The sequence below is a fragment of the Pelotalea chapellei genome (assembly GCF_018531195.1).
GTDB lineage: Bacteria > Desulfobacterota > Desulfuromonadia > Geobacterales > Pseudopelobacteraceae > Pelotalea > Pelotalea chapellei.
The window spans coordinates 1-22,465 of sequence record NZ_JAHDYS010000021.1 but is presented as its reverse complement, the minus strand read 5'-3'; the positions used below and the strand labels follow the sequence as shown (position 1 = coordinate 22,465).

The 22,465-nt window shown below is 51.4% G+C and carries 19 protein-coding genes and 1 tRNA gene; 11 read left to right on the top strand and 9 right to left on the bottom strand.

From position 1 onward, the window contains the following. Positions 1 to 51: 51 nt before the first annotated feature. Positions 52 to 387 (bottom strand): MGMT family protein, encoded by a 336-nt coding sequence (locus tag KJB30_RS16600; protein ID WP_367619005.1) that lies wholly within the window; start codon positions 385 to 387, stop codon positions 52 to 54. A 240-nt stretch (positions 388 to 627) separates the two neighbouring features. Between KJB30_RS16600 and KJB30_RS16595 the strand changes: the two genes are divergently transcribed. Then, complete coding sequence (locus KJB30_RS16595) at positions 628 to 1,641, top strand: transglutaminase-like domain-containing protein (RefSeq protein ID WP_214301424.1); 1,014 nt, start codon at positions 628 to 630, stop codon at positions 1,639 to 1,641. A gap of 232 nt (positions 1,642 to 1,873) precedes the next feature. Here the strand turns inward: KJB30_RS16595 and KJB30_RS16590 are convergent, their stop codons facing one another. Beyond that, positions 1,874 to 2,872, bottom strand: coding sequence for a TlpA family protein disulfide reductase (locus KJB30_RS16590; protein WP_214301422.1), 999 nt, complete (start codon positions 2,870 to 2,872; stop codon positions 1,874 to 1,876). Between the two features lie 348 nt (positions 2,873 to 3,220). Between KJB30_RS16590 and KJB30_RS16585 the strand changes: the two genes are divergently transcribed. Both KJB30_RS16585 and KJB30_RS16580 read left to right on the top strand, forming a co-directional pair. Then, the gene (locus KJB30_RS16585) at positions 3,221 to 3,559 is read left to right on the top strand and encodes a helix-turn-helix transcriptional regulator (RefSeq protein ID WP_214301420.1); all 339 of its coding nucleotides are present in this window, start codon (positions 3,221 to 3,223) and stop codon (positions 3,557 to 3,559) included. Next, positions 3,549 to 4,841, top strand: coding sequence for a type II toxin-antitoxin system HipA family toxin (locus KJB30_RS16580; protein WP_214301418.1), 1,293 nt, complete (start codon positions 3,549 to 3,551; stop codon positions 4,839 to 4,841). Before KJB30_RS16585 ends, KJB30_RS16580 begins: the two co-directional genes overlap by 11 nt. A gap of 327 nt (positions 4,842 to 5,168) precedes the next feature. Here the strand turns inward: KJB30_RS16580 and KJB30_RS16575 are convergent. Both KJB30_RS16575 and KJB30_RS16570 read right to left on the bottom strand, forming a co-directional pair. Continuing rightward, positions 5,169 to 5,256 (bottom strand) — tRNA-Ser (locus KJB30_RS16575). A 135-nt stretch (positions 5,257 to 5,391) separates the two neighbouring features. After that, positions 5,392 to 5,823 carry a low affinity iron permease family protein gene (locus KJB30_RS16570; protein ID WP_214301416.1) on the bottom strand — a complete coding sequence of 144 codons (432 nt, stop codon included), beginning with the start codon at positions 5,821 to 5,823 and terminating at the stop codon, positions 5,392 to 5,394. A gap of 208 nt (positions 5,824 to 6,031) precedes the next feature. On the opposite strand from KJB30_RS16570, the gene KJB30_RS16565 reads away from it, so the two are divergent. Together KJB30_RS16565 and KJB30_RS16560 are read left to right on the top strand one after the other, a co-directional pair. Beyond that, positions 6,032 to 6,934, top strand: a complete 903-nt coding sequence (locus KJB30_RS16565; RefSeq protein ID WP_214301414.1) for a DNA-3-methyladenine glycosylase 2 — start codon at positions 6,032 to 6,034, stop codon at positions 6,932 to 6,934. 159 nt (positions 6,935 to 7,093) lie between these two features. Further along, entirely contained in the window at positions 7,094 to 7,591 is a 498-nt protein-coding gene (locus KJB30_RS16560) for a nucleoside 2-deoxyribosyltransferase (protein WP_214301412.1), read from the top strand. A 20-nt stretch (positions 7,592 to 7,611) separates the two neighbouring features. Here the strand turns inward: KJB30_RS16560 and def are convergent, their stop codons facing one another. The 4 genes from def to KJB30_RS16540 form a co-directional block, all read right to left on the bottom strand. Next, positions 7,612 to 8,145: a peptide deformylase gene (gene def, locus KJB30_RS16555; protein ID WP_214301410.1), complete on the bottom strand. Its 534-nt coding sequence runs from the start codon at positions 8,143 to 8,145 to the stop codon at positions 7,612 to 7,614. A 305-nt stretch (positions 8,146 to 8,450) separates the two neighbouring features. Beyond that, positions 8,451 to 8,846, bottom strand: a complete 396-nt coding sequence (locus tag KJB30_RS16550) for a response regulator transcription factor (RefSeq protein WP_214301408.1) — start codon at positions 8,844 to 8,846, stop codon at positions 8,451 to 8,453. A 1-nt stretch (position 8,847) separates the two neighbouring features. Beyond that, the gene (locus KJB30_RS16545) at positions 8,848 to 9,933 is read right to left on the bottom strand and encodes a sensor histidine kinase (RefSeq protein ID WP_214301406.1); all 1,086 of its coding nucleotides are present in this window, start codon (positions 9,931 to 9,933) and stop codon (positions 8,848 to 8,850) included. A gap of 53 nt (positions 9,934 to 9,986) precedes the next feature. Further along, positions 9,987 to 10,454, bottom strand: coding sequence for a YehS family protein (locus KJB30_RS16540; RefSeq protein WP_214301405.1), 468 nt, complete (start codon positions 10,452 to 10,454; stop codon positions 9,987 to 9,989). A gap of 376 nt (positions 10,455 to 10,830) precedes the next feature. Between KJB30_RS16540 and KJB30_RS16535 the strand changes: the two genes are divergently transcribed. The 3 genes from KJB30_RS16535 to KJB30_RS16525 are packed head-to-tail and all read left to right on the top strand — an operon-like array spanning position 10,831 to position 17,101. After that, positions 10,831 to 11,922 carry a response regulator gene (locus KJB30_RS16535; RefSeq protein ID WP_214301404.1) on the top strand — a complete coding sequence of 364 codons (1,092 nt, stop codon included), beginning with the start codon at positions 10,831 to 10,833 and terminating at the stop codon, positions 11,920 to 11,922. Next, positions 11,919 to 15,818 (top strand): response regulator, encoded by a 3,900-nt coding sequence (locus tag KJB30_RS16530; protein ID WP_214301403.1) that lies wholly within the window; start codon positions 11,919 to 11,921, stop codon positions 15,816 to 15,818. The genes KJB30_RS16535 and KJB30_RS16530 overlap by 4 nt, the downstream gene beginning before the upstream one ends. Continuing rightward, complete coding sequence (locus KJB30_RS16525) at positions 15,815 to 17,101, top strand: response regulator (protein WP_214301402.1); 1,287 nt, start codon at positions 15,815 to 15,817, stop codon at positions 17,099 to 17,101. The genes KJB30_RS16530 and KJB30_RS16525 overlap by 4 nt, the downstream gene beginning before the upstream one ends. Before the next feature lie 12 nt (positions 17,102 to 17,113). Here the strand turns inward: KJB30_RS16525 and KJB30_RS16520 are convergent, their stop codons facing one another. Further along, entirely contained in the window at positions 17,114 to 19,024 is a 1,911-nt protein-coding gene (locus KJB30_RS16520) for a UvrD-helicase domain-containing protein (RefSeq protein ID WP_214301401.1), read from the bottom strand. Between the two features lie 284 nt (positions 19,025 to 19,308). On the opposite strand from KJB30_RS16520, the gene KJB30_RS16515 reads away from it, so the two are divergent. From KJB30_RS16515 to KJB30_RS16505, 3 genes are all read left to right on the top strand, one after another. Next, positions 19,309 to 19,716 carry a bacteriohemerythrin gene (locus KJB30_RS16515; protein ID WP_214301400.1) on the top strand — a complete coding sequence of 136 codons (408 nt, stop codon included), beginning with the start codon at positions 19,309 to 19,311 and terminating at the stop codon, positions 19,714 to 19,716. Between the two features lie 296 nt (positions 19,717 to 20,012). After that, the gene (locus tag KJB30_RS16510) at positions 20,013 to 21,071 is read left to right on the top strand and encodes a hypothetical protein (RefSeq protein WP_214301398.1); all 1,059 of its coding nucleotides are present in this window, start codon (positions 20,013 to 20,015) and stop codon (positions 21,069 to 21,071) included. 1 nt (position 21,072) lies between these two features. Continuing rightward, positions 21,073 to 22,251 (top strand): vWA domain-containing protein, encoded by a 1,179-nt coding sequence (locus tag KJB30_RS16505; RefSeq protein ID WP_214301396.1) that lies wholly within the window; start codon positions 21,073 to 21,075, stop codon positions 22,249 to 22,251. Positions 22,252 to 22,465 lie beyond the last annotated feature (214 nt).

The window sequence follows — 22,465 nt, the reverse complement described above, 5'->3', positions numbered from 1 at the left end:
GAATAAAATCAATGAATGGATATATTCGAATGAATATGAAAGACAACATTCTTAATAGACGGCCGGACGCCAACCAAAACGATCCAGTGAAATGCGATCCTTTTCGTCAAACATCACGCCTTCTTCCTGGAGAAGCAATCGCTGGATTTCATCGGCCGGACGGCCATCCGAGCGCGGGCTGATCTTCCCTTGGGCATTGACAACCCGATGCCAGGGTATTGCAGACCCGTAGGGCAGCGCGCTCAAAGCATAACCAATCTGTCGTGCACCACCCGGTATCCCGGCTAATCGGGCCACTTGGCCATAGGTAGCCACCATCCCGGCCGGTATATGTTGAACGACAGCATAAATAACCTGATATCTCGGTAAAGCTTCTGACTTTCTCACACATACCTTCTTTGTTTATGGCTAGTAATCTGCGTCGGCTCAAAAACTTTGGCCAGTTGGTTTAATTCTACCTAAAGCAAAACAGTATCATCAAGAACTCTTTTAATATCAAAAACAGCTTCAACAGATCTAACTATTATTGTTTACGATGCTTGCCCGGGTGCTAATTGTTTTTACCAATTTGACATACTACTGACACAACCCGTATAAAAGCCGGGTAAGAAATTATAGGAGGCGTACATGAGAAGGATTTTTGTAGCAGTATTAGCATTGTGCTGGTTGGTTGTCGGTAGCGCATGGGGAGCAACCCAGCAAGCAGGAACAATAACATTGGAAGTGGATTTGTCATCACAGGCAGCGGGCAAGGAAGCCAAGCTATGGGTTCCTTATCCAACAAGTGACCAGTACCAGACAATCAGTAACATTAAAGTTTCAGGAGATTTCGCTTCATCGGGAGTCTACACCGATCTGTCCTACGGCACTCCAATGCTCTACGCAGAATGGCCCCAGACGGCCGTAAGCCGCAAACTTGTATTTTCCTTTGATGCAGAACGCAAGGAAATAAACCAACGCAACTTACCGACTAAGGAACCAAAGTGGAACCGCGCCGATTATTCAGAATACCTTCAGCCAACCACCAAGGGGCCGCTTGATGGCGATGTTAAAAAACTGGCGGACAAGATCACCAAAGGCAAACTGACCAACCTGGCAAAAGCCAGGGCCATCTATGATTGGACAGTTGAAAACATGTATCGTGACCCGAACACCAAAGGGTGTGGCATGGGAGACGTGTGCGAGTTATTGAAAAAACCAGGTGGAAAATGCACCGATATCTCCTCGGTATTCATAGCACTTTGCCGTGCTGCAGGAGTACCTTCCCGAGAAGTTTTCAGTATCCGACTTGGCAAGAAGGCAGAAGAAGATGTCACCACCTACCAACATTGCTGGGCGGAATTTTTCGTACCAGGCTTCGGTTGGGTAACAGCTGATCCGGCTGATGTTCGTAAAGCAATGTTGGTTGAAAAACTGGAGTTGAACGATCCAAAAACCAAGGAATATCGCGAGTTTTTCTGGGGGGGGATTGATGCCTACCGCGTAGTATTGGCAAAAGGACGTGACCTGAAACTCAATCCGCCTCAGGCTGGCGCACCACTGAATACCTTTGGATACCCCTATGCAGAGATAGATGGCAAGCCTGTGGATTTCTATGCTCCCAAATCATTTGTGTATCGTTATACCTTCAAGAAAAAATAATACGACGCCAGGTAAACATATCGGAACCAGGCTTGCTTCGCCCAATCCGGGAGATGGCGAACCGTGAACCCACAGCAGTGTTTATGTTCAACTGCCGGTAATAACTCATTTGGAATAAATGAAAAAGACCATCCTGGATAGCCCAGGATGGTCTTTTTTTAGGTACTTGAAATATAGCCCCCTTGATGTTCCAGCTTCCCTTTTCTACTGGGACAAACCGGCAGGGCCAACCTTATGCAGGAATCTTGTAAAGATCCCTGAGGAGCACTTTGACCAAATTTTCAATTCTGCTATGCGTTTGATCGTTGATGACTTTGAACACACCAGCAACACGACCATGTGCGTCCACTACAAAAACAACTGGAACAGCCTGGATGCCAAATTCAGCTTTAGTGGGATTCTGATCAGTACTCATATCAATGATCTGAAGCCCCTGTTTTCCAAATTTACTGTTCAACTCTTTAAAATGCGGTAAATAACTGCGGCAGGTCTGGCATCCCGGTTCAAAAAAATTAAGCACCAATACATTTCCCCGATAGTCTTCCAATGCAACCTTGTGACCCGACTCGGTAACTATGCTGAGATTAGGCACTGCCTGCCCCACTTGAAATAATGATTTAGCAGGCTTGGTGTGCGGCTCTGCTTCATCTTTCACGAAGGTTGCATTCGTGAGAGGGCTGTCTCCCACTTTTGGGGCAGCTTTGGAGCCATCCTCCACTTTGACTGATGCCAAACCAACCTGCTCCTGCTTTTCAATAGGGAGAGCTTTGGTAACAGTTTCTCCGTCCTCTACCTTCACAGCAGCAACATATTTCTGCGCCGCTTTGGTCTTGGCACGACGCTTGTGTTTAGCTTTTTGCTTGGCTGAACGGGACGCTTTGGCAACAGATTTTCCCTTTTTAGCCTTTGTCTTTGCGGTAAGCGACTTTTCAGACTTCTTAGTGTTGTACTCTTCTTCAGCCTTCAAAGTTGCTGCCAAAAGTTTTACGTCCTGTACTTGTGCGGTCTTTTCATTTTCTTTTTTTGATGAAACCGGATCATTACCCGTATCTGCACGGCTCACACGGTCATATGTATTGGAAGTAACAGCCTCTATTGCCTTGGTTATGGATTTGTCTCGATTCACAGCATCATTTTTGTGAACTTCTGAGAAAGATTGTGTAGCTACAAATGAGGTGAGAAAAAAAACTGCAGAAATAATCACTTTATATATCAATGCATTGCCCCCCATCACGTCTCCCTTCCTTCAGTTTTAATTAAGTACATTACTGCCAGTGGATTGCATTGTCAATAAGGCCACTTGTGTCCTTAGGCCAACCACACGGCAAGCCACACTTAAGGGAAGCTTCTCTGGCAAAGGGAATGCTCAAAGCGATTGCGTTCCCATCTCCACAGGAACTGGGCAAAGCTGTACAGCCGTCACCTGCTTTAAGTGGCAGAGAGAATGACCATCAGGACCGCTTCACAAAAAGGCAGATCAGAGCGAATATGAAAAGCATCTTGACTGCCTTTATGCAAATGGATACTATCGTAGTCACTAAGCTATTACATGAATAAGATAATATCCATTTGGTGATCTATGGCCTCTCCTGTGAACCGCACATATCTCCGTCAGACCCGGGAAGCAGTTGAACTATTGGGCAAGCTCATCCGGCTTGGTAGGAAAGAGCGCAAGATGACTGAGGAAGACCTATCTGGACGGGCAGGGATTTCCAGAAGGACCTTACAGAAGATCGAACGGGGTGACCCAAAGTGCGAGATCGGCTTGGTATTCGAGGTCGCCAACCTGGTTGGGGTGAACCTGTTCAGGGATGAAGGGCACACAAATATCTCCAGAAATATAAGTCGGATTGACGACAAGCTGGCGCTTCTACCACAGTCGGTTCGCAACACCGTGAAGGTAAACGATGAGTTCTGAGTACAAGGAGATTTTTGCCTGGATCTGGCTCCCTGGAGAGACAGAGCCGGTGGTTGCTGGGAGACTTACGTCCGCAGGGACAACGTATGTCTTCAACTACGGCAAGAGCTACCTGCAGCGCGACAACGCCATACCGATTTACGACGCTGAACTTCCCCTGCGTCAGGGACTGCTTCCTCTCCTGCCAGGACTTACCATTCCTGGATGTCTGCGGGATGCGGCTCCTGATGCCTGGGGCCGCAGGGTAATACTCAACAAGAAATTCGGGAACAAAACCTCCGGAATCGACCCGGCGGCACTCGACGAACTCTGTTATCTTATTGAGTCCGGGTCCGACCGGATTGGAGCCCTGGATTTCCAATTGTCACCTACCGTGTATGAACCTCGGAATGTTTCTGGCGCCCCCCTTGAGGAACTGATGGAAGCCGCTGAGCGTGTCGAAAATGGTATCCCGCTGACGCCGGAGCTAGCCCAGGCCCTTCAGCATGGCACTTCTATCGGCGGGGCTCGTCCCAAGGCACTCATACAAAGCGACAGCCGAAAATTTATCGCTAAATTCTCGACATCCACCGACCTCTACTCTGTAGTTAAGGCTGAATATGTCGCCATGACCCTGGCAGGGCTGGTCGGTCTTAATGTCGCGCCGGTCTCGCTCGAATGCGCTGCCGGCAAAGATGTGCTGTTGGTCGAGCGTTTTGATCGGACGGCAACAGCCAACGGTTGGCAGCGTAAAAGCTTTGTTTCAGCACTGACTCTGTTGGCTCTGGATGAAATGATGGCCCGTTACGCAAGCTATGAGATGTTGGCCGAACTAGTACGTGCACGATTCACTTCTGCACCGGAAACACTGCTCGAACTGTTCTCCCGCATCGTTTTCAACGTACTGGTCGGTAATACTGACGATCATGCCCGAAATCATGCAGCCTTTTGGGATGGGCGCTTACTGACATTAACACCTGCATATGATATCTGCCCCCAAGGACGTCATGGGCAAATCACTACCCAGGCAATGCTGGTCAAGGGAAACGACCGTTCCAGCAGGATAGCCACCTGTCTTGCTGCCGCCCCACAGTTTCTTCTTTCAGAGGAGAACGCCGTCGAGATCATCGTCAAACAGGTCGAATGCATCGAGCAGAACTGGCCGACTGTCTGTGAGAAGGCATCGTTGAACAAAGTTGACCGGAATCTGCTCTGGGGAAACCAGGTACTGAATCCATATGCCTTTGAAGAGTTGGAATCAGGCCCGCTATTAGAACTAGCCAGACGGCACGGACGAAGATAAAATCCAAAGCCGCATTCTTCATTCAGAAGTTTGCGGCTTTTTAGCACCCCCTGTACTTAATCAAAATTGTCTGTCATTCGGCGTTTAAATTGACCCATCCCAGCGGTTAGTTGATGGTGCACGGGTCGAAGAAGATGATTTACGATGTGTACGGCAATTACATTGAGGGTATGGAGGATGATTTTTGGGACATCGTGAACTACTTTGGCAAGGATTTCACAGAAGCGAAAAAAACCCCTGCCCTTTCATTATAACCTTCTTAGTGAAAGTTTTTGGTGAAAGTCAGGGGTTTTCACAGCATAATCAACAATTTTACTGAATAATTAGTGGCGGAGAGGTAGGGATTCGAACCCTAGGTACGTTTCCGTACACCTGATTTCGAGTCAGGCACCATCGACCACTCGGACACCTCTCCGTGTTGGTGCAACTTCATGCGGACGAACCTTATACCCTATTCTGTTCACAAATTCAACCTCGGTTTTTTCGATACGGCTCTCGCACTGCACACACTTCAGCCAGGGCATATGCCTAGTACCTAATGCCGTCAAATTCAACGCTGGGGGCTACTTCCCGGCAAGTTTTTCTCTTTGCCGGCCTTTTCCCGCTCCGCGTGGTTTACATCTTTTTTCTTACGTGCCCGCTCAAATTCGTGCTGGAGACTGTTCAACTCTTCGTCACTCATATCCTCCAGATCTACCAGCGAATTTCGGGCTCCTTGCTGGGTTTTCAGAAGCTCGTCCAACTTCAGGTGAATCGCCCGCGCGTCACGATTCTGGGTATTCTGGATCAGAAAGACCATAATGAAGGTAACGATGGTAGTGGCCGTATTCACAATAAGCTGCCAGGTGTCTGAAAAATCGAAAAAGGGACCAGTGGCACCCCAGATGACCAGCAAAAGCACTGCAATTGCAAATCCATAGGGGGTGCCGAGGGCGTCGGACGATTTGCGCGCGAAGGTATGAAAGGCATCATTGATAGTCATGTTAGCTCCGAAAAGGACCTGACCCCGATTCCACATAGTTAATAAGCTGCCACCAATCAGATCCCATACTATTTTGTACCACATCTGGAGATTCATTCCAGCGCCCCGCCACTATCCCTGTTGACGCAGCAAAGGATGTAGTTCTTCAACACAATCGGATATTATTGAACAAACAAACCGGAGTGCCGCACGGGCAGGAGAAACAGACGTGGAATCAATCTTATTGAGATGTATTATTCAGCTGCCGCCCGACTTTCGCCTGCAGGATGTACTTTCCTTTCACAAGCGGGACCAGCTGATGGCTGCAGAACGGGTAGAGGGTTACACCTTGCACAAGGGATTGGTGTGGCAGGGGCACGCCGCCTGCCTGACGATCAACTTTCACCCTTTGCAGGCTGAGGCGATTCTTGCAATTGACGGCTCACCGGCAGACAACATGTCGACATCGTTGGACCAGATGGTGCGACGCATGCTGGGCCTGACCCAGCAGATTGAAGAGTTCGAAGCAACTTACCGGCATCATCCAGAAGCGGGTCCACTAATTGTCCAACACCCCGGACTGCGGGTTCCACTCTCGGCTACCCCTTTTGAAGCGCTGACCTGGGCCATCATTGGACAACAGATCAGTCTGCATGCAGCTATTGCCGTACGCAGAAGGCTGATCCAGGCCGCCGGAATGCAGCACTCCAGCGGATTGTACTGTTATCCGGATGCAGCCGGAATCGAACACACCAGTGAAGAGCAACTTCGTCAGGCAGGCCTGTCCCAGTCAAAAACACGTACCCTGATCGAGTTGAGTCGCAGGAATCTCGAGAATCTGCTGCCCCTGGAAGAGTGGACCATAAACCTTCCGGTCGATGAAATGCGTGAGAAATTACTGCTGGTGCCCGGCATCGGTCCCTGGACCATCAACTATGCCTTATTGCGCGGTTACGGCTGGCTGGACGGTTCACTGCATGGCGATGTTGCGGTTCGTCGCAACCTGCAAACTTTGCTTGATCATCCAGAAAAAATCAGTGAAAAGTATGCGAGGGACTGGCTGGAAGAATTCTCACCCTGGCGAGCTTTGATAGCCGCCCATCTCTGGGCGATGAAATCGCTCCAGGCATGAAATCAGCTTCGATTTCAAACAAAAAAAATCCAACGCGGCTGTGAAACGTTGACACCATCAGACACATCAGTAATGATTCAGCAGCAGCATCAAAAGCAGCTTGAAGTACTTACCGCCCCCGATTTTTAGAAAGCCACTACAACTGCCACGGAGAAACAAATGAATTCAAAGAAAATTTATCTGGCTTCACCACTTGGATTTACCAGCGAGGGTGAAACCTACCGCACCAGAATTCGTGTTCAGCTGATGGAAGTTGGTTTCGTGGTTTTGGACCCCTGGGAGAGTGGCGCACAGTTTGAGCAGGAGACGAAGGATATTTTTGCCGTGGACAGCACCTTAGCCAGACAGGCTGCCTTGAACAAGCTGGCACTCAAAATAGGCAGGTCTAACATCGCGATGATTGACCAGGCGGATCATGTGCTGGCCGTCTTGGATGGGACTGAACCTGACAGTGGGACAGTATCGGAACTAGGGTACGCGGTTGGCCGCGGCAAACGGGTTTATGGTTTGAGAACAGATGTGAGGGAAAGCGGCGATTTTCCCGGGATGCCCATCAATTTGCAGGTGCTTACCTTCATAATCACATCTGGAGGCTGCCTGTTCAGAAGGATCCAGGACATGACCAGGAACCAATTCAATGGAGAGAATATTGGTTGACTGCCTGCCAGTGCCCCCATCTACCCTCCGCAGCTTGCCAATCGTACGTATTCCTTCTCAGTCACCAGTTCCCGGGTGCTCTCAACCCGATCAATGAAAACAAGTCCCTGAATGTGGTCGAACTCGTGTTGGAACACACGCGCCTGAAAATCGGCATACTCCTCTTCCCGGATATCTCCTTCCCTGGTCAGGTAGCGTACGCCAATACGCCGGTGCCTTGGCACAAGGCCTCGCAGACCGGGAATACTCAGACACCCTTCCCAGCCCTTTTCCTTCTCCTCCGATGCCCAGAGAAGTTCCGGATTGATCATTGCCGTCGGCTCCATCTGAGGGGCATCGGGATAGCGCGGATTTGACCGCGATGCAACAATAAATAGGGCGAGCGGTTCATACACCTGAGGAGCTGCGATTCCCACTCCGTTGGCATCGATCATTGTCACCAGCATATCTTCGATAAGTGCATGGATGGAGGGATCGGACGGATGTGCGACTTTACCCGCCACCCCTCGCAGCACCGGATGTCCCAGTTGAGCTATCTGCCTGATTATCGCCATTGCAGTTCCCTTTCTCCGCCTCCTCTTTTTACAGTTGCGACAAGGCTTTTTTTATTGTGCTACCGGTCAATGATAGTGTCAATCATGCAGCTCAGGCGTGAAGGGCACAGCGGAGGCGGGTTGCATTGATGATGAGGTAATGGACATCAATGGCAAGAATTATGGCTTTGGAAGGTAGGATTGAAACCGTTTATGGAGGTTGCTGCTCTGTAACAACGAGAAGATTTGTGACAGAAAAAATAACTCAATTTCAAGGATATAGGCGACTGATTTTCACCTGACACATTACGTCCAGGATAATCCGATCAGCCAGCAGTCGGCACGCATTTTTCAATCGCAGCAAACAGCTTGTCGAAATCGACCGGCTTGATCATGTACTCTTCGAAACCTATTTCTTTAAATTTCTCAAGGTGACTCTGATCGCTGTAACCGGTGAGCACGATAAATTTAGTTTCGGCATTTATCATTTTGATTTGACTGGCCATCTCGATCCCGTCCATGAATGGCAGATTAATATCTGTCACAACGATCCGGGGAACATGCTCCCGGAAGAGGTCCAACCCAACTTGGCCATTATCGGCAGTATAGACCTTCGCTTCCGGAAATTTCCTGGCCACCATGCGACCAACGACCATGCAGACTATATTGTCATCTTCCACCAATAGTAATGAAAAGGATGAGGGAGTTTTTTCCGCAACCATTTCAGACCTCTATCCTGAATTCTGAACCGTTTTCAACATTCCGCACGCTAAGCCGTCCCCCCATGTTTTTCTCGATGATTGTTTTTGACAGGAACAGGCCAATACCAGTTCCCTTGCCAAGTTCCTTGGTGGTGAAGTATGGATCAAATATTTTATCCATTATTGCCTCCTTGATACCACCTCCATTATCCGTAATGGTCACCACTGACGTGCCGTTCTCGGACCATGCATGCACAACTATGTGCGGACTCGCCGTTCCCTGCTCCACAAAGGCATCCTTGGCATTCATAATGAGGTTCATGAGCACCTGGCCGAATTCGTTGGGATAACCGGTAATCTGAGGGTTTCCAGCTGAGCTGACCTCAAGTTTGATTCCTGCTTTTTTTATGCTCTCTTCAATGATCTGAAGCGTATTCGATATGACCTGCTCCACCATGAACAGTTTTTTTTCCTTGTCAGGCACACTGAAATCCTGAAAAACGGTAATGGTCCGGGACAGGTGTTGAAGTATTTCCATGGCTGTACTTATATTGCTTTGGAGCACTTCCTTGCTTAGTTCATCGTATTGATAAAGAAAACCTATTTCCTGAATTTTGACAGCAAGGACATTTAAAGGCTGTCGCCATTGGTGCGCAATGTTGCCGAGCATTTCACCCATTGCAGCCATGCGGCTCTGCTGAATCAGTAACTGTTCCTTTTCCCGCAGTTCTTCCATAGCCCTGTGGCGTGCAACGGTTTCAACCTCCAGATCATGATAGGTCTTTTGCAATTCCGCATTCTGCTTTTCCAGGTCAATGGCCCGCGCCGCAAGGCTCACATTCAGCCTCTCGACCTCCCTGGCAGTGGCATGCAGTGGCCGGGCGATCAGAAACCACAGAAAAGGTGCGCTTATCAGTATCAGCATCACCGAATCGGCAAAATTGTCCACAAAAGGGATTGAAGTATGAAAGATCAGCGGCAGGGTGAACATGACGATCGCTTCTGCGAAAAACAGCACAACCAGCATGCTTGCAACCAAACGTATGGTTGACCTGACTTTGGAAGATTTATCGGTTTTATTTGCTTTTATTTCGCCCGAAATGTTCATCAGAAGCGGCCCTACCCTCTAGCTTGATAAAATCAATGGCCCCGGATGCACCCTTATCCCTTGCAACATATTGCAAGTCCTTTTAAGAATGCCTTAAAAATCTGATCACTGCACTCCTTGTAGTGCTTGTTACCCTCTTTTCTGAATAAGGAACTCAGATCATTTTTAGAAATTTGAACGCCGGAAGCCTTGAAAATCGTGATGAGATCATCTTCTTTCAGGTCCAGGGCTATCCTCAATTTTTTTACGACATCATTCTTTGAAAGACGGCTGACCGGCTGGGATGCCGGAGATGCTTTATCATCCTTGCGACCTCTTTTATGGATTATTAATCCTTCCAGGAAGAAACCGAAAACCGGATCGGCACACGGGATATAATCGTCCTCATCCTCAGATGAAAGAAACGCAGAAATCGTTGACAGACCCACCTCACGTCCGGACTCCTTAAATATCCGGACCATGGTTGCATCGTCGATTTTCAGAGCATCCCGTATGCTTCGCAATGTTTCATTATTAGCCATTATTTTCTCCGTTCGTAGTATCTGTCACTCTCATGTTTTCCCTATTCCTATGAGTTGCACATACTACACTGGAGTTGCGATAATTTCCAGGCTCCTGCAGCATCCCATCTAAGTCCACAAAAAGGGAAAACTATGACAGGTACCCTCTCCTACCCGAAATTATAGAAATCTCCTGCATGGGACAGTCGGTATATTCGCAAACAAGGCTGTCCTCTTAAGACGACGTTAAATACCTCTAATTGCGAGTATTTTCACAAAATTCAATCCAGCAAAAACAAAGAAAAAACAGGTAAAAATATAACTGATATGTTAGATTTGGGCCTCGTAAATTGCCTATCCTGTTAGCATCATAATCTCTTTTGCAGCAAGGTAAACCATGCAGAACAAGCACAAACAGATCATCCTGATCGTTGATGACATACCCGCCAACATCGACATTCTTTCGGCGATCCTCAAGGAAGACTATACCGTTAAGGCCGCCACCAACGGCCTTAAAGCACTGCGCATCGCCGAGTCGGCAACTCCTCCCGACCTGATCCTGCTGGACGTAATGATGCCGGATATGGATGGCTACCAGGTCTGCCGCCGCCTGAAGGAAAATCCGCTTACCCGGCGGATACCGGTCATATTCGTCACAACAAAGGGAGAGGTTGAGGACGAGGCCGCCGGCTTTGCCTGTGGCGCCGTGGATTATCTCAGTAAACCTCTCAGCCCTTCCATAGTGCGAGCCCGGGTCAAGACCCACCTGGCACTCTACGACCAGAACAGAATCCTGGAGGACAAGGTTCGGGAACGTACGGCCGAACTCAATGGCACCCGTCTCGAAATCATCAGGCGCCTGGGCCGGGCTGCAGAATACAAGGACAACGAAACAGGCATGCATGTCATCAGAATGAGCCGTTACTCCCAACTCATCGCACTGGAAATCGGTCTTTCAGTTGCAGAGTCGGAGCTGATCCTGCACGCAGCCCCCATGCACGATGTCGGCAAAATCGGCATCCCGGATCGGGTACTGCTCAAACCTGCCAAGTTGGACGACGATGAGTGGAACATCATGCGCACCCACAGCTACATCGGTTACAAGATCATTGGCGACCATCCCGGTGAGCTGTTGAAAACCGCCGCAATTGGTGCTTATACCCACCACGAAAAATGGGACGGCAGCGGCTATCCCCGGCGGTTGAAGCAGGAGAACATTCCCCTGATCGGTCGCATTCTCGCGGTTACTGATGTATTCGACGCCCTGACCAGCGTCAGACCTTACAAAAAGGCCTGGCCGGTGGAGGAGGCGGTCGCCGAAATCCGCAGATGTAGCGGCAGTCACTTCGATCCGACCCTGGTGGAGGCGTTTTCCAGACGGATTCCCGAGATCCTTGAGGTCAAGCAGCAGTTCTCCGATGTCACCGTGGAGTCATCTTCCTTATCGGGAGAGGTTGAGATTGTGAAGTACGCAGGAGCAAATCAATGAGCAAGAATCGGCTCATCCCTGCCGCTATCTTCTGCATGGTGTTCGCGTTGGGGTTACTGATTTCATCCCGGTACGAAGACGAGCACGCTGACAACCAAAGGCAAACGGCAACACAATTGGCCGCAAACACCGCATTTACAGTTGAGCGGCAACTTTCGGTGTCTCTGTCAGCAACGCACGCCCTGGCGGCCATTTTACAACAATATGGCAGTATCCCTCATTTTGACATGCTGGCTGCCAACCTGATCAGAACCTACAGTGGCATTAATACACTTGAATGGGCGCCCAACGGGGTGATTTCAAAGGCATACCCCCTGGCAGGCAACGAAAAGGCCATTGGTCATGATCTGCTCACCGATCCAAAACGCCGTGACGAAGCCCTCACCGCGCTTCAGACGGGGAAACTGACCCTGGCTGGGCCCTTTGAGCTTATCCAGGGAGGGGTTGCCGCTGTCGGCAGACTGCCGGTTTTCAGGGATAAGGATGAAGGCAAACCATTCTGGGGATTCACAATCGTCCTTATCAAAATTCCTGATCTCCTCCAGAACACCAGCATCGATCAACTTGTCAAGGCGGGATATCTTTATGAACTATGGCGGGTCGGGCCTGATGGTAAAAGCCCCTATGTCTTTTCCACGAACAGGACCACTGAGCATTGGTCATCGCCCGTACATATTTCCATAGCAGTGCCCAACGGCACATGGACCCTGTCCGTGATGCCCAAAAAAGGATGGACGTCTCCCGCTGAACTGCCGATATTTTACTTCTTGTCGTTCATGTGCGCCTTGCTGGTATCAATTTTCGCCAACATGCTATTACAACGTGCAGCACTTCGCAGAGATCATGAAAACGCGCTGCTGCGATCGTCGCAGGAAATTCGAGATCTGTATGACCAGGCGCCCTGCGGCTACCACTCGCTGAATAGTGAAGGTGTCATCGTCCAGATCAACGACACGGAATTAAAGATGATCGGATTGACCAGGGATCAGGTTCTGGGCAAGATGAAGTTTTCCGATCTCTTGACACCGGAAAGCCGGAGGGTATTCCAGGAGGAATTCCAGCAGTTCAAGAAGCGGGGCTGGGTAAATAACCTTGAATGTGAAATCGTCCATATGGACGGCACCATTCTGACAGTGCTGCTCAGCGCAACGGCGATCAGGGATATTAGCGGCAACTACGTAATGAGTCGTTCCACCATCCTTGACATCACGGCGAGGAAACAAGCAGAAGAAGCTTTACGCATGCGTACCGCCGAACTTGAGGAATCCACCCAAAACCAGCAGATGCTTAAGCAGGCTATTGAAGCCAGTCCCGTTGCGGTAGTTATTACTGATCACAAGGGGATCATCGAATACGTTAACCCCAACGTCACAAAAATTACGGGCTATGCGTTAGAAGAACTCATCGGACAAAACCCCCGCGTTCTCAAGTCCGGCCTTCAACCGGCCGAGTACTATGTGGAAATGTGGGCGACACTCGCCATGGGCAAGCAGTGGAACGGTGAACTCTGCAACATGAAGAAGAACGGCGAGATCTACTGGGAATCGGCTTCGATCACCCCGGTAAAGGGACCAACTGATGAGGTGATCCATTACGTTGCAGTGAAAGAAGACGTCACCGAACGAAAACACTTTATTCAGGAACTGAAAAACGCAAAACATATTGCAGAATCCGCCAACCGTGCCAAGAGCGCATTTCTGGCCAACATGTCACACGAAATCCGCACCCCTCTCAATGCCATTCTCGGTTTCTCGGAACTGGCCCTCAAAACCCACCTCACACCCAAGCAGCACGATTACATCAAAAAGATCAGCAGCTCCGGGAAATCACTGCTGGGTGTGATCAACGACATCCTGGACTTCTCCAAAATCGAGGCCAACCGGATGGAGTTGGAGCGAACCGGATTTGCACTGGAAACTGTGCTTACCCAGGTAATTTCAGTAATCCAGCACAAGGCCTTGGAGAAGGGGATCGAATTCCTGCTCTCACATTCTGCAAATGTCCCGTCGCATCTGATCGGCGACCCCTTGCGACTGGGGCAGGTGCTCATGAATCTGCTGATAAACGCCGTCAAGTTCACGGAAGCGGGCGAGGTTGAACTGAGCATTGACCTGATCGGTCAGTCACAAGACAAGCTACAGATCTGCTTCACGATCCGGGACACCGGCATCGGCATGACCCCCGAGCAGATCGGAACGCTCTTCCAGCCATTTACCCAAGCCGATAGCACCACCACCCGCCGCTTCGGCGGCACTGGACTAGGTCTGTCCATCAGCAAGCGGCTGGTCGAGATGATGGGAGGAGAGATCCGGGTAGAGAGCGTTGAGGGTCAGGGCAGCAGCTTCAGTTTCACTGTCTCTTTCGGCCGTTCAGCGACAGCAGCCGACCCATGGCTTATCCCAGATATAATCCGCAACATGCGTATCCTCATCGTTGATGACAGCCAGGTAAGCAGGCTGGCGCTGAAAAAGCTCCTCAAGTTTTTACCTGTTGAGGTGGAAGCCGTCGATTCCGGGGCAAAAGCAATCCAGGCGGTGAAAGCTCAAGACACCCTGTCACCTTACCATCTGGTCCTGATGGACTGGCAGATGCCGGACATGGACGGTATCGAAACTATCCGCAGCATCAAGAAAGACGGCACCCTTCAAAACTCACCCCACATTGTGATGCTGACCGCCTTCGGGAAAGAACAGGAGCATACTGAGGCCCTGGAGGCTGGCGCCGACGATTTTCTCCACAAACCCATGACCCAGTCAAACATGTACGATGTCATCATCAGGCATTTTGCACCCGGCCATCACGCTGCCGCCGCAGGCGAACAAAACGCTCTGGAAGAGGGATACAACTTTAAGGGTCTCCACCTGCTGTTGGTGGAAGATAACGAACTGAACCGGCAGATTGCCTGCGAACTGCTGGAACTGGTTAACGCCACGGTCACACTTGCCACCAACGGCCGGGAAGCGCTGGAACTGGTTTTGAAAGGTGAGCAACACTTTGATCTGGTGCTGATGGATATCCAGATGCCCGAGATGGACGGGATCCAGGCAACCCGCCTCATTCGTGAAGACAGCCGCTTCAACGCACTCCCGATCATCGCCCTGACCGCCCATGCATTTGCCGAGGAGCGGCAGCGTTCACTCGATGCCGGCATGAACGATCACGTAATCAAACCGATCGAGCCGCGGGAATTGATGGAATCGATCTGCCGCCAGCTGCCTCATCTTCCCTGCCTGCGAGAAGGAGTATGCAGGAACGGCGAACCTCTCGCGACAATCGCAACAGTTATGGATATTCCGGGAGTCGATACGGCCAGTGGCGTGCGGCGTGTTGGCAACCTTAAACTGTATCTGGAGATTCTCAGGAAATTCAAGGATGGACAGAGTGATGCAGCGGAAAGGATCACCGCGGCGCTGCAATCAGGAGACCGTCCAGGCGCTGAGCGCATTGCCCACTCGTTAAAGGGCTTGGCCGGTACTATCGGCGCAACGGAACTTCAATCGTCGGCCCTGGCCGCAGAGCAGGAGTTGCACCGAGGATTGGAACCGGTCGACAGCCTGGCTCGCCTGACAAAATCGCTGCAGGCGCTCATGACACAGTTGGAATCAAGCCTGGGGAAAGAAGATTCGCCTCTTGTCCCAGATGCCACGGCTGCTATCTCCCCGGCTGATCTCGGTCTAAGGTTGAAAAAGCTGGAGAAATATATACATGACAGCGACAGCGAGGCCGCCGATTGCATGGCGGAATGCCGACAGCATCTGGTTTCCGTTGTTGCTGTGGAGGAGATGGTGGTCAACCTTGAAAAAAGCATAGCTGACTATGATTTTGATGAAGCACTGACGACATTGCATGCAATGATGAAGGAAATAGAATCATCCGGTATGGGGGAACAGTCATGACCGACGAGAGGGAAAAAGGCAGAACAGTATTAATTGTAGACGATACTCCCGAAAACATCGATATCCTCAAAGGGATTCTCAAAGACCAGTACGTCATTAAAGTAGCAACGCGGGGAGCCAAGGCGCTGGAAATTGCCCGGACAACGCCAGTGGACCTGATTCTGCTAGACATCATGATGCCGGAAATGGACGGACTTGAAGTCTGTCGTGCTCTCAAAGCGGACGAGGCCACCAAAAGAATTCCGGTCATCTTTGTGACTGCCCTGAAGGAAAGCGACGATGAGGCCAGAGGGCTGGAAGCTGGTGCAGTGGACTATATCACCAAACCGGTCAACGCTGCTGTTGTGCAGGCTCGTGTCAGGACGCATCTGGCCCTCAAAGAAAACCAGGATGCGTTAGAGGAATGGAACAGCAATCTCAAGAAACGGCTGTTGCAAAGCGTCACGACCATCCGCGAAAAGACTCAGGCGCTGATGTCCGCCGAGGAGCATGCTGCCGAGCTGAGCTGGTATTCAAAGGCAGTCGAATTGTTGTCAGGTGTTTTCGAAATGATGGAAAACCGGCATGGCGTTCATGCCCGTGCTGTCAGTGAACTGGCCGGTGATGCCGCGCGCAAGATGAATCTCGATGCAAAGATGGTAGCCAAGGTCAGGCTGGCAGGGCTATTGCACGATGTCGGAAAACTTGGAACCGGACGAGGTACCACCGAGAAGCGCGAAACGGATAAGACGTCCAACGAATTATCGGAATATCAAAGTCATTCTGTACGGGGTCAGGATGTTTTCTCATCCCTTGAAGAGCTCCACGATGTAGGGTTGATGGTTCGTGGACATCACGAAACTTATAAAGGGAGCGGATTTCCCGATGGCCTGAAGGGAGATGACATTCCCCTTGGTGCCCGACTGGTGGCAATAGCGGATTTCCTGGAATGCGCTGCAAGCGCCGTAAGCGGGGAGCGGGCCGAATACGCCCTTATGAAAGCGCGGCTCCATGCCGGTACGCTGCTTGATCCCAAACTGATTGCCTACTTCTCGGGGATCACGCGCATACTCTATTTCGAGACAAAAAAGCCCAATACGTCAAAAGAAGTCGAGGTTGCCCCCGCTGAACTGTTTTCAGGGCTGGTTCTCTCGCGTGATGTGATCAGTACCACAGGGGTGCTCCTGCTCCGGAAGGGGGGCAAGCTGGATCTTGCCGGCATTTCGCTTATACGTCAGGACAGTCGCATGCGTCCGCCATCGGAGCGTGGAGTCTGGGTATATGTAGACAGCGCAGAACATTAACACCCATCCGCCTCAGGCAAGCCCTGCTGCAAGCTCTCTCCAGTAGACGATATCCAGACGTCGGCAGGCGCGGGTGACACAGACATACAGCAGATTGCGGTCCAGGGCAGACTTCCTGAAATCCCTGGAATTGGGGTCGTAGAGGATCACGTTGGCAAATTCGACCCCCTTCACCTGATGGGCAATCGTCACCAGTGCACCCGGCTCGAAAGTCAACTCACCCTGGGCATGCAATCCGTTAATCCCCGTCAGCGCTTTGTGCAGCATCTTCTCGTCCGACTTTTTCTTGCAGATCACCGCAGTCAAACTGTGGGGATCCTCGCTCACCAGCGTTTCCACCAGCCGGCGCAACAGCACCAGTGCGTTCTCTTCATCAGCTGCCTGATGGTACTCCAGCACTCCGGAATGCCTGCCAACCTGCTCAATTTCGCGGTTGCTGATTCTGGCGGCCAGGGCCATGATCTCCTGGGGACAGCGGTATGAAACCGAGAGACTTTGGCTATTTACTCCTATTTCCTTCAGGTTTTGGTGGAAGATATCGAAGTCTGCTTCAGCAACCCAGGAAAGGATCTTCTGTTTGCTGTCTGCGCTGAGGGTGATGCTGTTGCGCTTGTCTGTTGCCGCCAGAATCGCCTCAAGCTCCAGGAGCGATAGATCCTGCCCCTCATCGACAATGATATGGGCATACCAGCCCAGCGCCTCACGCACCGGGCCATCTTTCTCACGCAGCTGGCACAGCCGCAGAAGCACGCTCAGGTCGGCAAAGGAGACAGCCTGGCTCCTGACCGCGTAGCGTCGGCGCAACTCGGCCAGATAGTCTTCCCTCCCCTTCCCGTCTGCAAATAGCGCCTCCAGCACATAGGGCTGGCCATAGAAGCGCCACAGATCCTGCAGCGGGTCGGACTCCTGCACCTCGCCCACATATCGTGTCAGCAATCGAGACAACTGGGATGATTTTTTCTGCGCGGTCAGCTCATCCCCCACCACCGGTTTGATGATCTTCCCGGTCAAGGAGGCGATGGCGCCCAAGGCCCAGGCGCTGAAGGTATCCACCCTGGTGTTGCCAAGCAGGTCGGCGGAGGTCTGCCGAACATAGTTGCGCAGCACCTTGTTGAACATCAGCACCATGCAGCGCTCAGGGGCGAAGCGCTCGGGATCGTTGAACTGCAGGCACGACAGCCGGTGCAGGCTGACCACGGTCTTGCCGCTGCCGGCACCGCCGGTGATCAGGGTACAGCCGTCAGTGGCTTCCGAGGTAATCATATGGAACTGATCAGGCGAGATCAGCGAAACGATATCCACCATGCGATGGTCCTGGTTGGCCACCTTGGTGTCGGTCGTCGAATGAAACTGCTTTGCGTTTTTCACCCATTTGCCGCCAGCCAGGTCGTACAGATCATCGCCGCATTCCATCCGTCGCAATGAGCGTTTCGCGATCTCCAAAGTATCACGCCGGGTTATCACCCCTTCCCGTTCCCTGCCCTGGATTGTCTCGATGTATTCATCTCCCAGGTCATAGTCATAGAAAAAGCGCGAGATAGGCGCCTTTCTCCAGTCCACCACCAAAGCCTTGTTGTCATGGGATACGAAACCCTGCTTGCCGATCAGATACTCCTTGGCGCCGATCCGCCGGTCACTGTCGTTGATGCCGACGATCCCGAAGTACGGACTATCAATCATGGTGAACTCGGTGAGGTACTTGGCGGGATCGAACTTGTCGTTCTCAATCAGCTTTTCCGTAAGCGAATTCTTTTCGCGCCAGCTGACCGATTCAAGGCGCTCCTTGCCCAGTTCCACCATATATGCGTCATGGCTGGCAATCTTGGCCCGGTTCTGCCTGGCCGTCTCCTCGATTGACGTGAGGATGTCGGACAGGCGCTGCTGTTCCTGCAAGACTATATCAAATTGGCACTCTTCACTCATATGCGACTGAAACCGATCCTGTCATGTATTGAAAACAAACAAAGGCTCAGGATTTAAGGGATTATGCTCCCTTTTCCAGAGCCTTAATTTTTGGGGTCCTTTTTATACGCCATGTCACGCTATGCTGTCAATGCATCAGCCCGGTCAGGCAATTTGCACACGGATCAAATCTGATAATTTCGGATCAAAGCGGATACACATCAAGTGAGAAACTTGATCTCCTACAACTGAAAATTGTATATTTATACATAGCCTAAATCTTGATGGCCGGAGCAAAAATTGATATGCCGATTATCGAATGGAACAGTAGCTTTTTACTTGGAATACAGGAAATCGATCAGCACCACCAACACCTCGTCAGCCTGCTTAACAGAGCGTATGATGGTTTCACTGCTGATGCCCCTGCAGAAAACGTAGCTGCTGTTCTTTGTGAGTTGCTGGACTATACCGCTTACCATTTTGGAGCCGAGGAACAGTTGATGAAGGAGCAATCTTTTCCAGGAATGGCTGCGCACTGTGAAGAACATATTCAGTTCTCAAATAAGATTGAAGGCATGATCAAGGACTACAATTCCGGAAAACGTCTTCAATCCCTTGAATTACTAATCTACCTGAAAAACTGGCTTCTCAATCACATCCTTCAGATTGACTTCTGTCTTGCAAATTACCTGACAGCAAAGGGCACCTCTTAGAACAGACAAACTCCGTTAACCCTCTCCATCCTGTCTCACCATCGTCTTTTCATCAAAATCAAATTAATATCCAAATCCGACCCCTCGATCTTACGCAACGACACAAAGATGCGACTGAAATCCAAACTTTTGGGAACTTAAAAAGTTTTCTGTTTGCAGCCTTTCTTTGCGTCTTCGCGGCTTCGCGTGAAACAGGTTTACCCTTCCTATTCTTCAATAAAGATTGGAAAATCAGCGGCTGATATGTCTTAATTGCAGGGTACTTTCCACACAAGCACGATAAAAGGAATCGAGTCATGAACATAGAACAGATGAAAACCGTACTGAAGGAGATCCTGACCAAGACCGATCTCACCCCTTGCGTGGTGGGACATCGGGGGGTCGGGAAGACTGCCGGGATCATACAGCTGTGCCGCGAGCTTGGGCATGGTTACGCTCCTATCCGTCTTGGGCAGATGGAGGTGGGAGATCTGGTCGGCATTCCCTACCGGGAGGGAGATGTAATGTACTGGTCACGACCCTGCTGGTGGCCGGGGGATGAGGTGCAAGCGACTGTTGTCCATTGTGACGAACTGAACCGGGCCCAACAGGAGGATACCCTGCAGGCCATTTTCCAGTTTGTAGAGCCGCCGGCCGAGGGACAGCAGCGGGGCCTGCATACCCACAAACTGGCCCTGCGCCACAAGGTGGTGGTAACCATCAACCCGCCGGATGGAACCTATCAGGTGGCAACCCTGGATCGGGCCCTGATCGACCGGATGGTCATGCTCTATGTGGAAACGGACTATCAGTGCTGGGCCCGCTATGCCGTTGCAAAAGAGCTGGATGCCGGTGTGCGTGGTTTTCTGGCTGGCAATCCCGCCTTCCTGGCGCGCCAGGGCAATCCGCTGGACATGGATGTGGAACCGACCGAACGGGGCTGGGAGATGGTCAGCACCCTGCGCCGGCACTGCCGGCTGCCGCGGGATCTTGAGATGGAGGTGTATGCCGGCATTATCGGAAAGGAAGCGGCCATTTCCTTTCTGCGCTGGTGTGAGGACCAGGCCAACCGTCCCGTGCCTGCAACGGAGGTGCTGAACAGCTGGTCGCTGGTGATGGAGGCTGTTCGCAGACAGCGGGACGATGCCCAGGCAGCCACCATGAACGAGCTTTTGAGTCTGCTTCAGGTATCCCCTGCCCTGACCAGTGATCAGGAGGAAAACCTGATCTCGTATCTGGATTGCCTTCCCCGGGACATGCGTTTCGCCACGATCAAGTCTCTGCTGAAAATCCCGAGCGTGGCCCTGGCCATCAGCCAGGACAAGTACGACGCAGTTGTGCTTGATGCCATACGTGCCATGAGCGCGGAGGCCTGACATGTCGGACCGGGCGCTTGAAAATGCCGTTATCCGGCTATTGAAGCATTACCCCTTCTACGGGCAGTTTCTGCTGAATTTCCGGCGTGAACAGGCTGATTGCAAGGAGCCGCTGGGGGTGACAATCCAGTCCGGCGTGCCGGTCCTGGAAGTCAGCGGGACAAGCTTTGGCGCACTATCCTCCACCGAACAGGAGGGGCTGCTGCAACATGTGGTAAAGCATGTCCTCCATCTGCATATGCTGCGGGGAAAGGGAAAGAACAGCCACGACTGGGATATCGCCTGCGATATTGCCATCAACCAGGGGATTGCCGGGCTGCCGGAAGAGGCGCTGTTTCCTGAAACCTACCGGCAACCGCAAGGGCTGTCGGCAGAAGAGTATTACGCCCGGATCAGTTCACCCTTTGACATGGGGAACCTGTCCGGCAATGGATTGGGCGATGCCGACCGGGATTTGGGCGGGCATACGGGACCGGAACCAGACACCGATTCCAGTAGCACCAGCGGGGGCACCATAGACAGCCATGCTTCCTGGCACGATGCCGACAGTACCCCTTTGAAGCTGGGTGAAGAGGTTGTGCGGGGAATGGTCAATGAGGCGCTGAAGGCGGCAGATGGTTCGGTTCCGCCTGAACTGCGCCAGGTTATCGCAGGCTATCTGGCTCCCTGGCCTGTTCCCTGGAGACAGGTGCTGCGTCAATTTGTGGCCACTGTCGGACGCACCTGCAGACGGAACAGCTGGAGTCGTGAACACCGCCGGTTCGAGCATGAAACTCCCGGCATCCGCAAGAACCGCAAACTTAACTTGCTGATTGGGGTTGATGTGAGTGATTCTACCAACGCGCCGGAATTAAGGGAAAGCTTTGCGGCTGAATTGATGCGCATTGCCCGCTCCAGCGATGCAGTTATCAATGTCGTGTATGCCAACAGCCGGATTCAGAAAGTCAAAAGTCTGAGCGGCAGTGAGGTGGTGCAGAGCTATCACGGTGGCGGTTTTACCGACCTGCGGCCCCTCTTCGACTATGCCCGTACCCTTCATCCCAGACCTGCCGCGGTTATATATCTCACCGATGGTTTCGGCGAAGCGCCGGCGACCATGGAAATCCCTACACTGTGGGTGCTGACCAGAGAGGGAGAGAAGCCGGTGCCGTGGGGAGTGGAATTGCGGCTGGATGTTTAGGAGTGAGAATCCATAACCCCTCCTGCCCTCCCCTTAGCTTAAGGGGAGGAACGCAACAGGCAGCAGAATGCAGATTGAACCTTTGGCAACACTAATTTGTTCCCCCTCTTAAGATAAGAGGTGACAGGGGTATGAAAGTGACCTTCCCCCTGAAAACTGAGCCATTGCCAACTTAGTGATTTCGGTCTAGAACCTCAACCAAGGAGCTAGACAT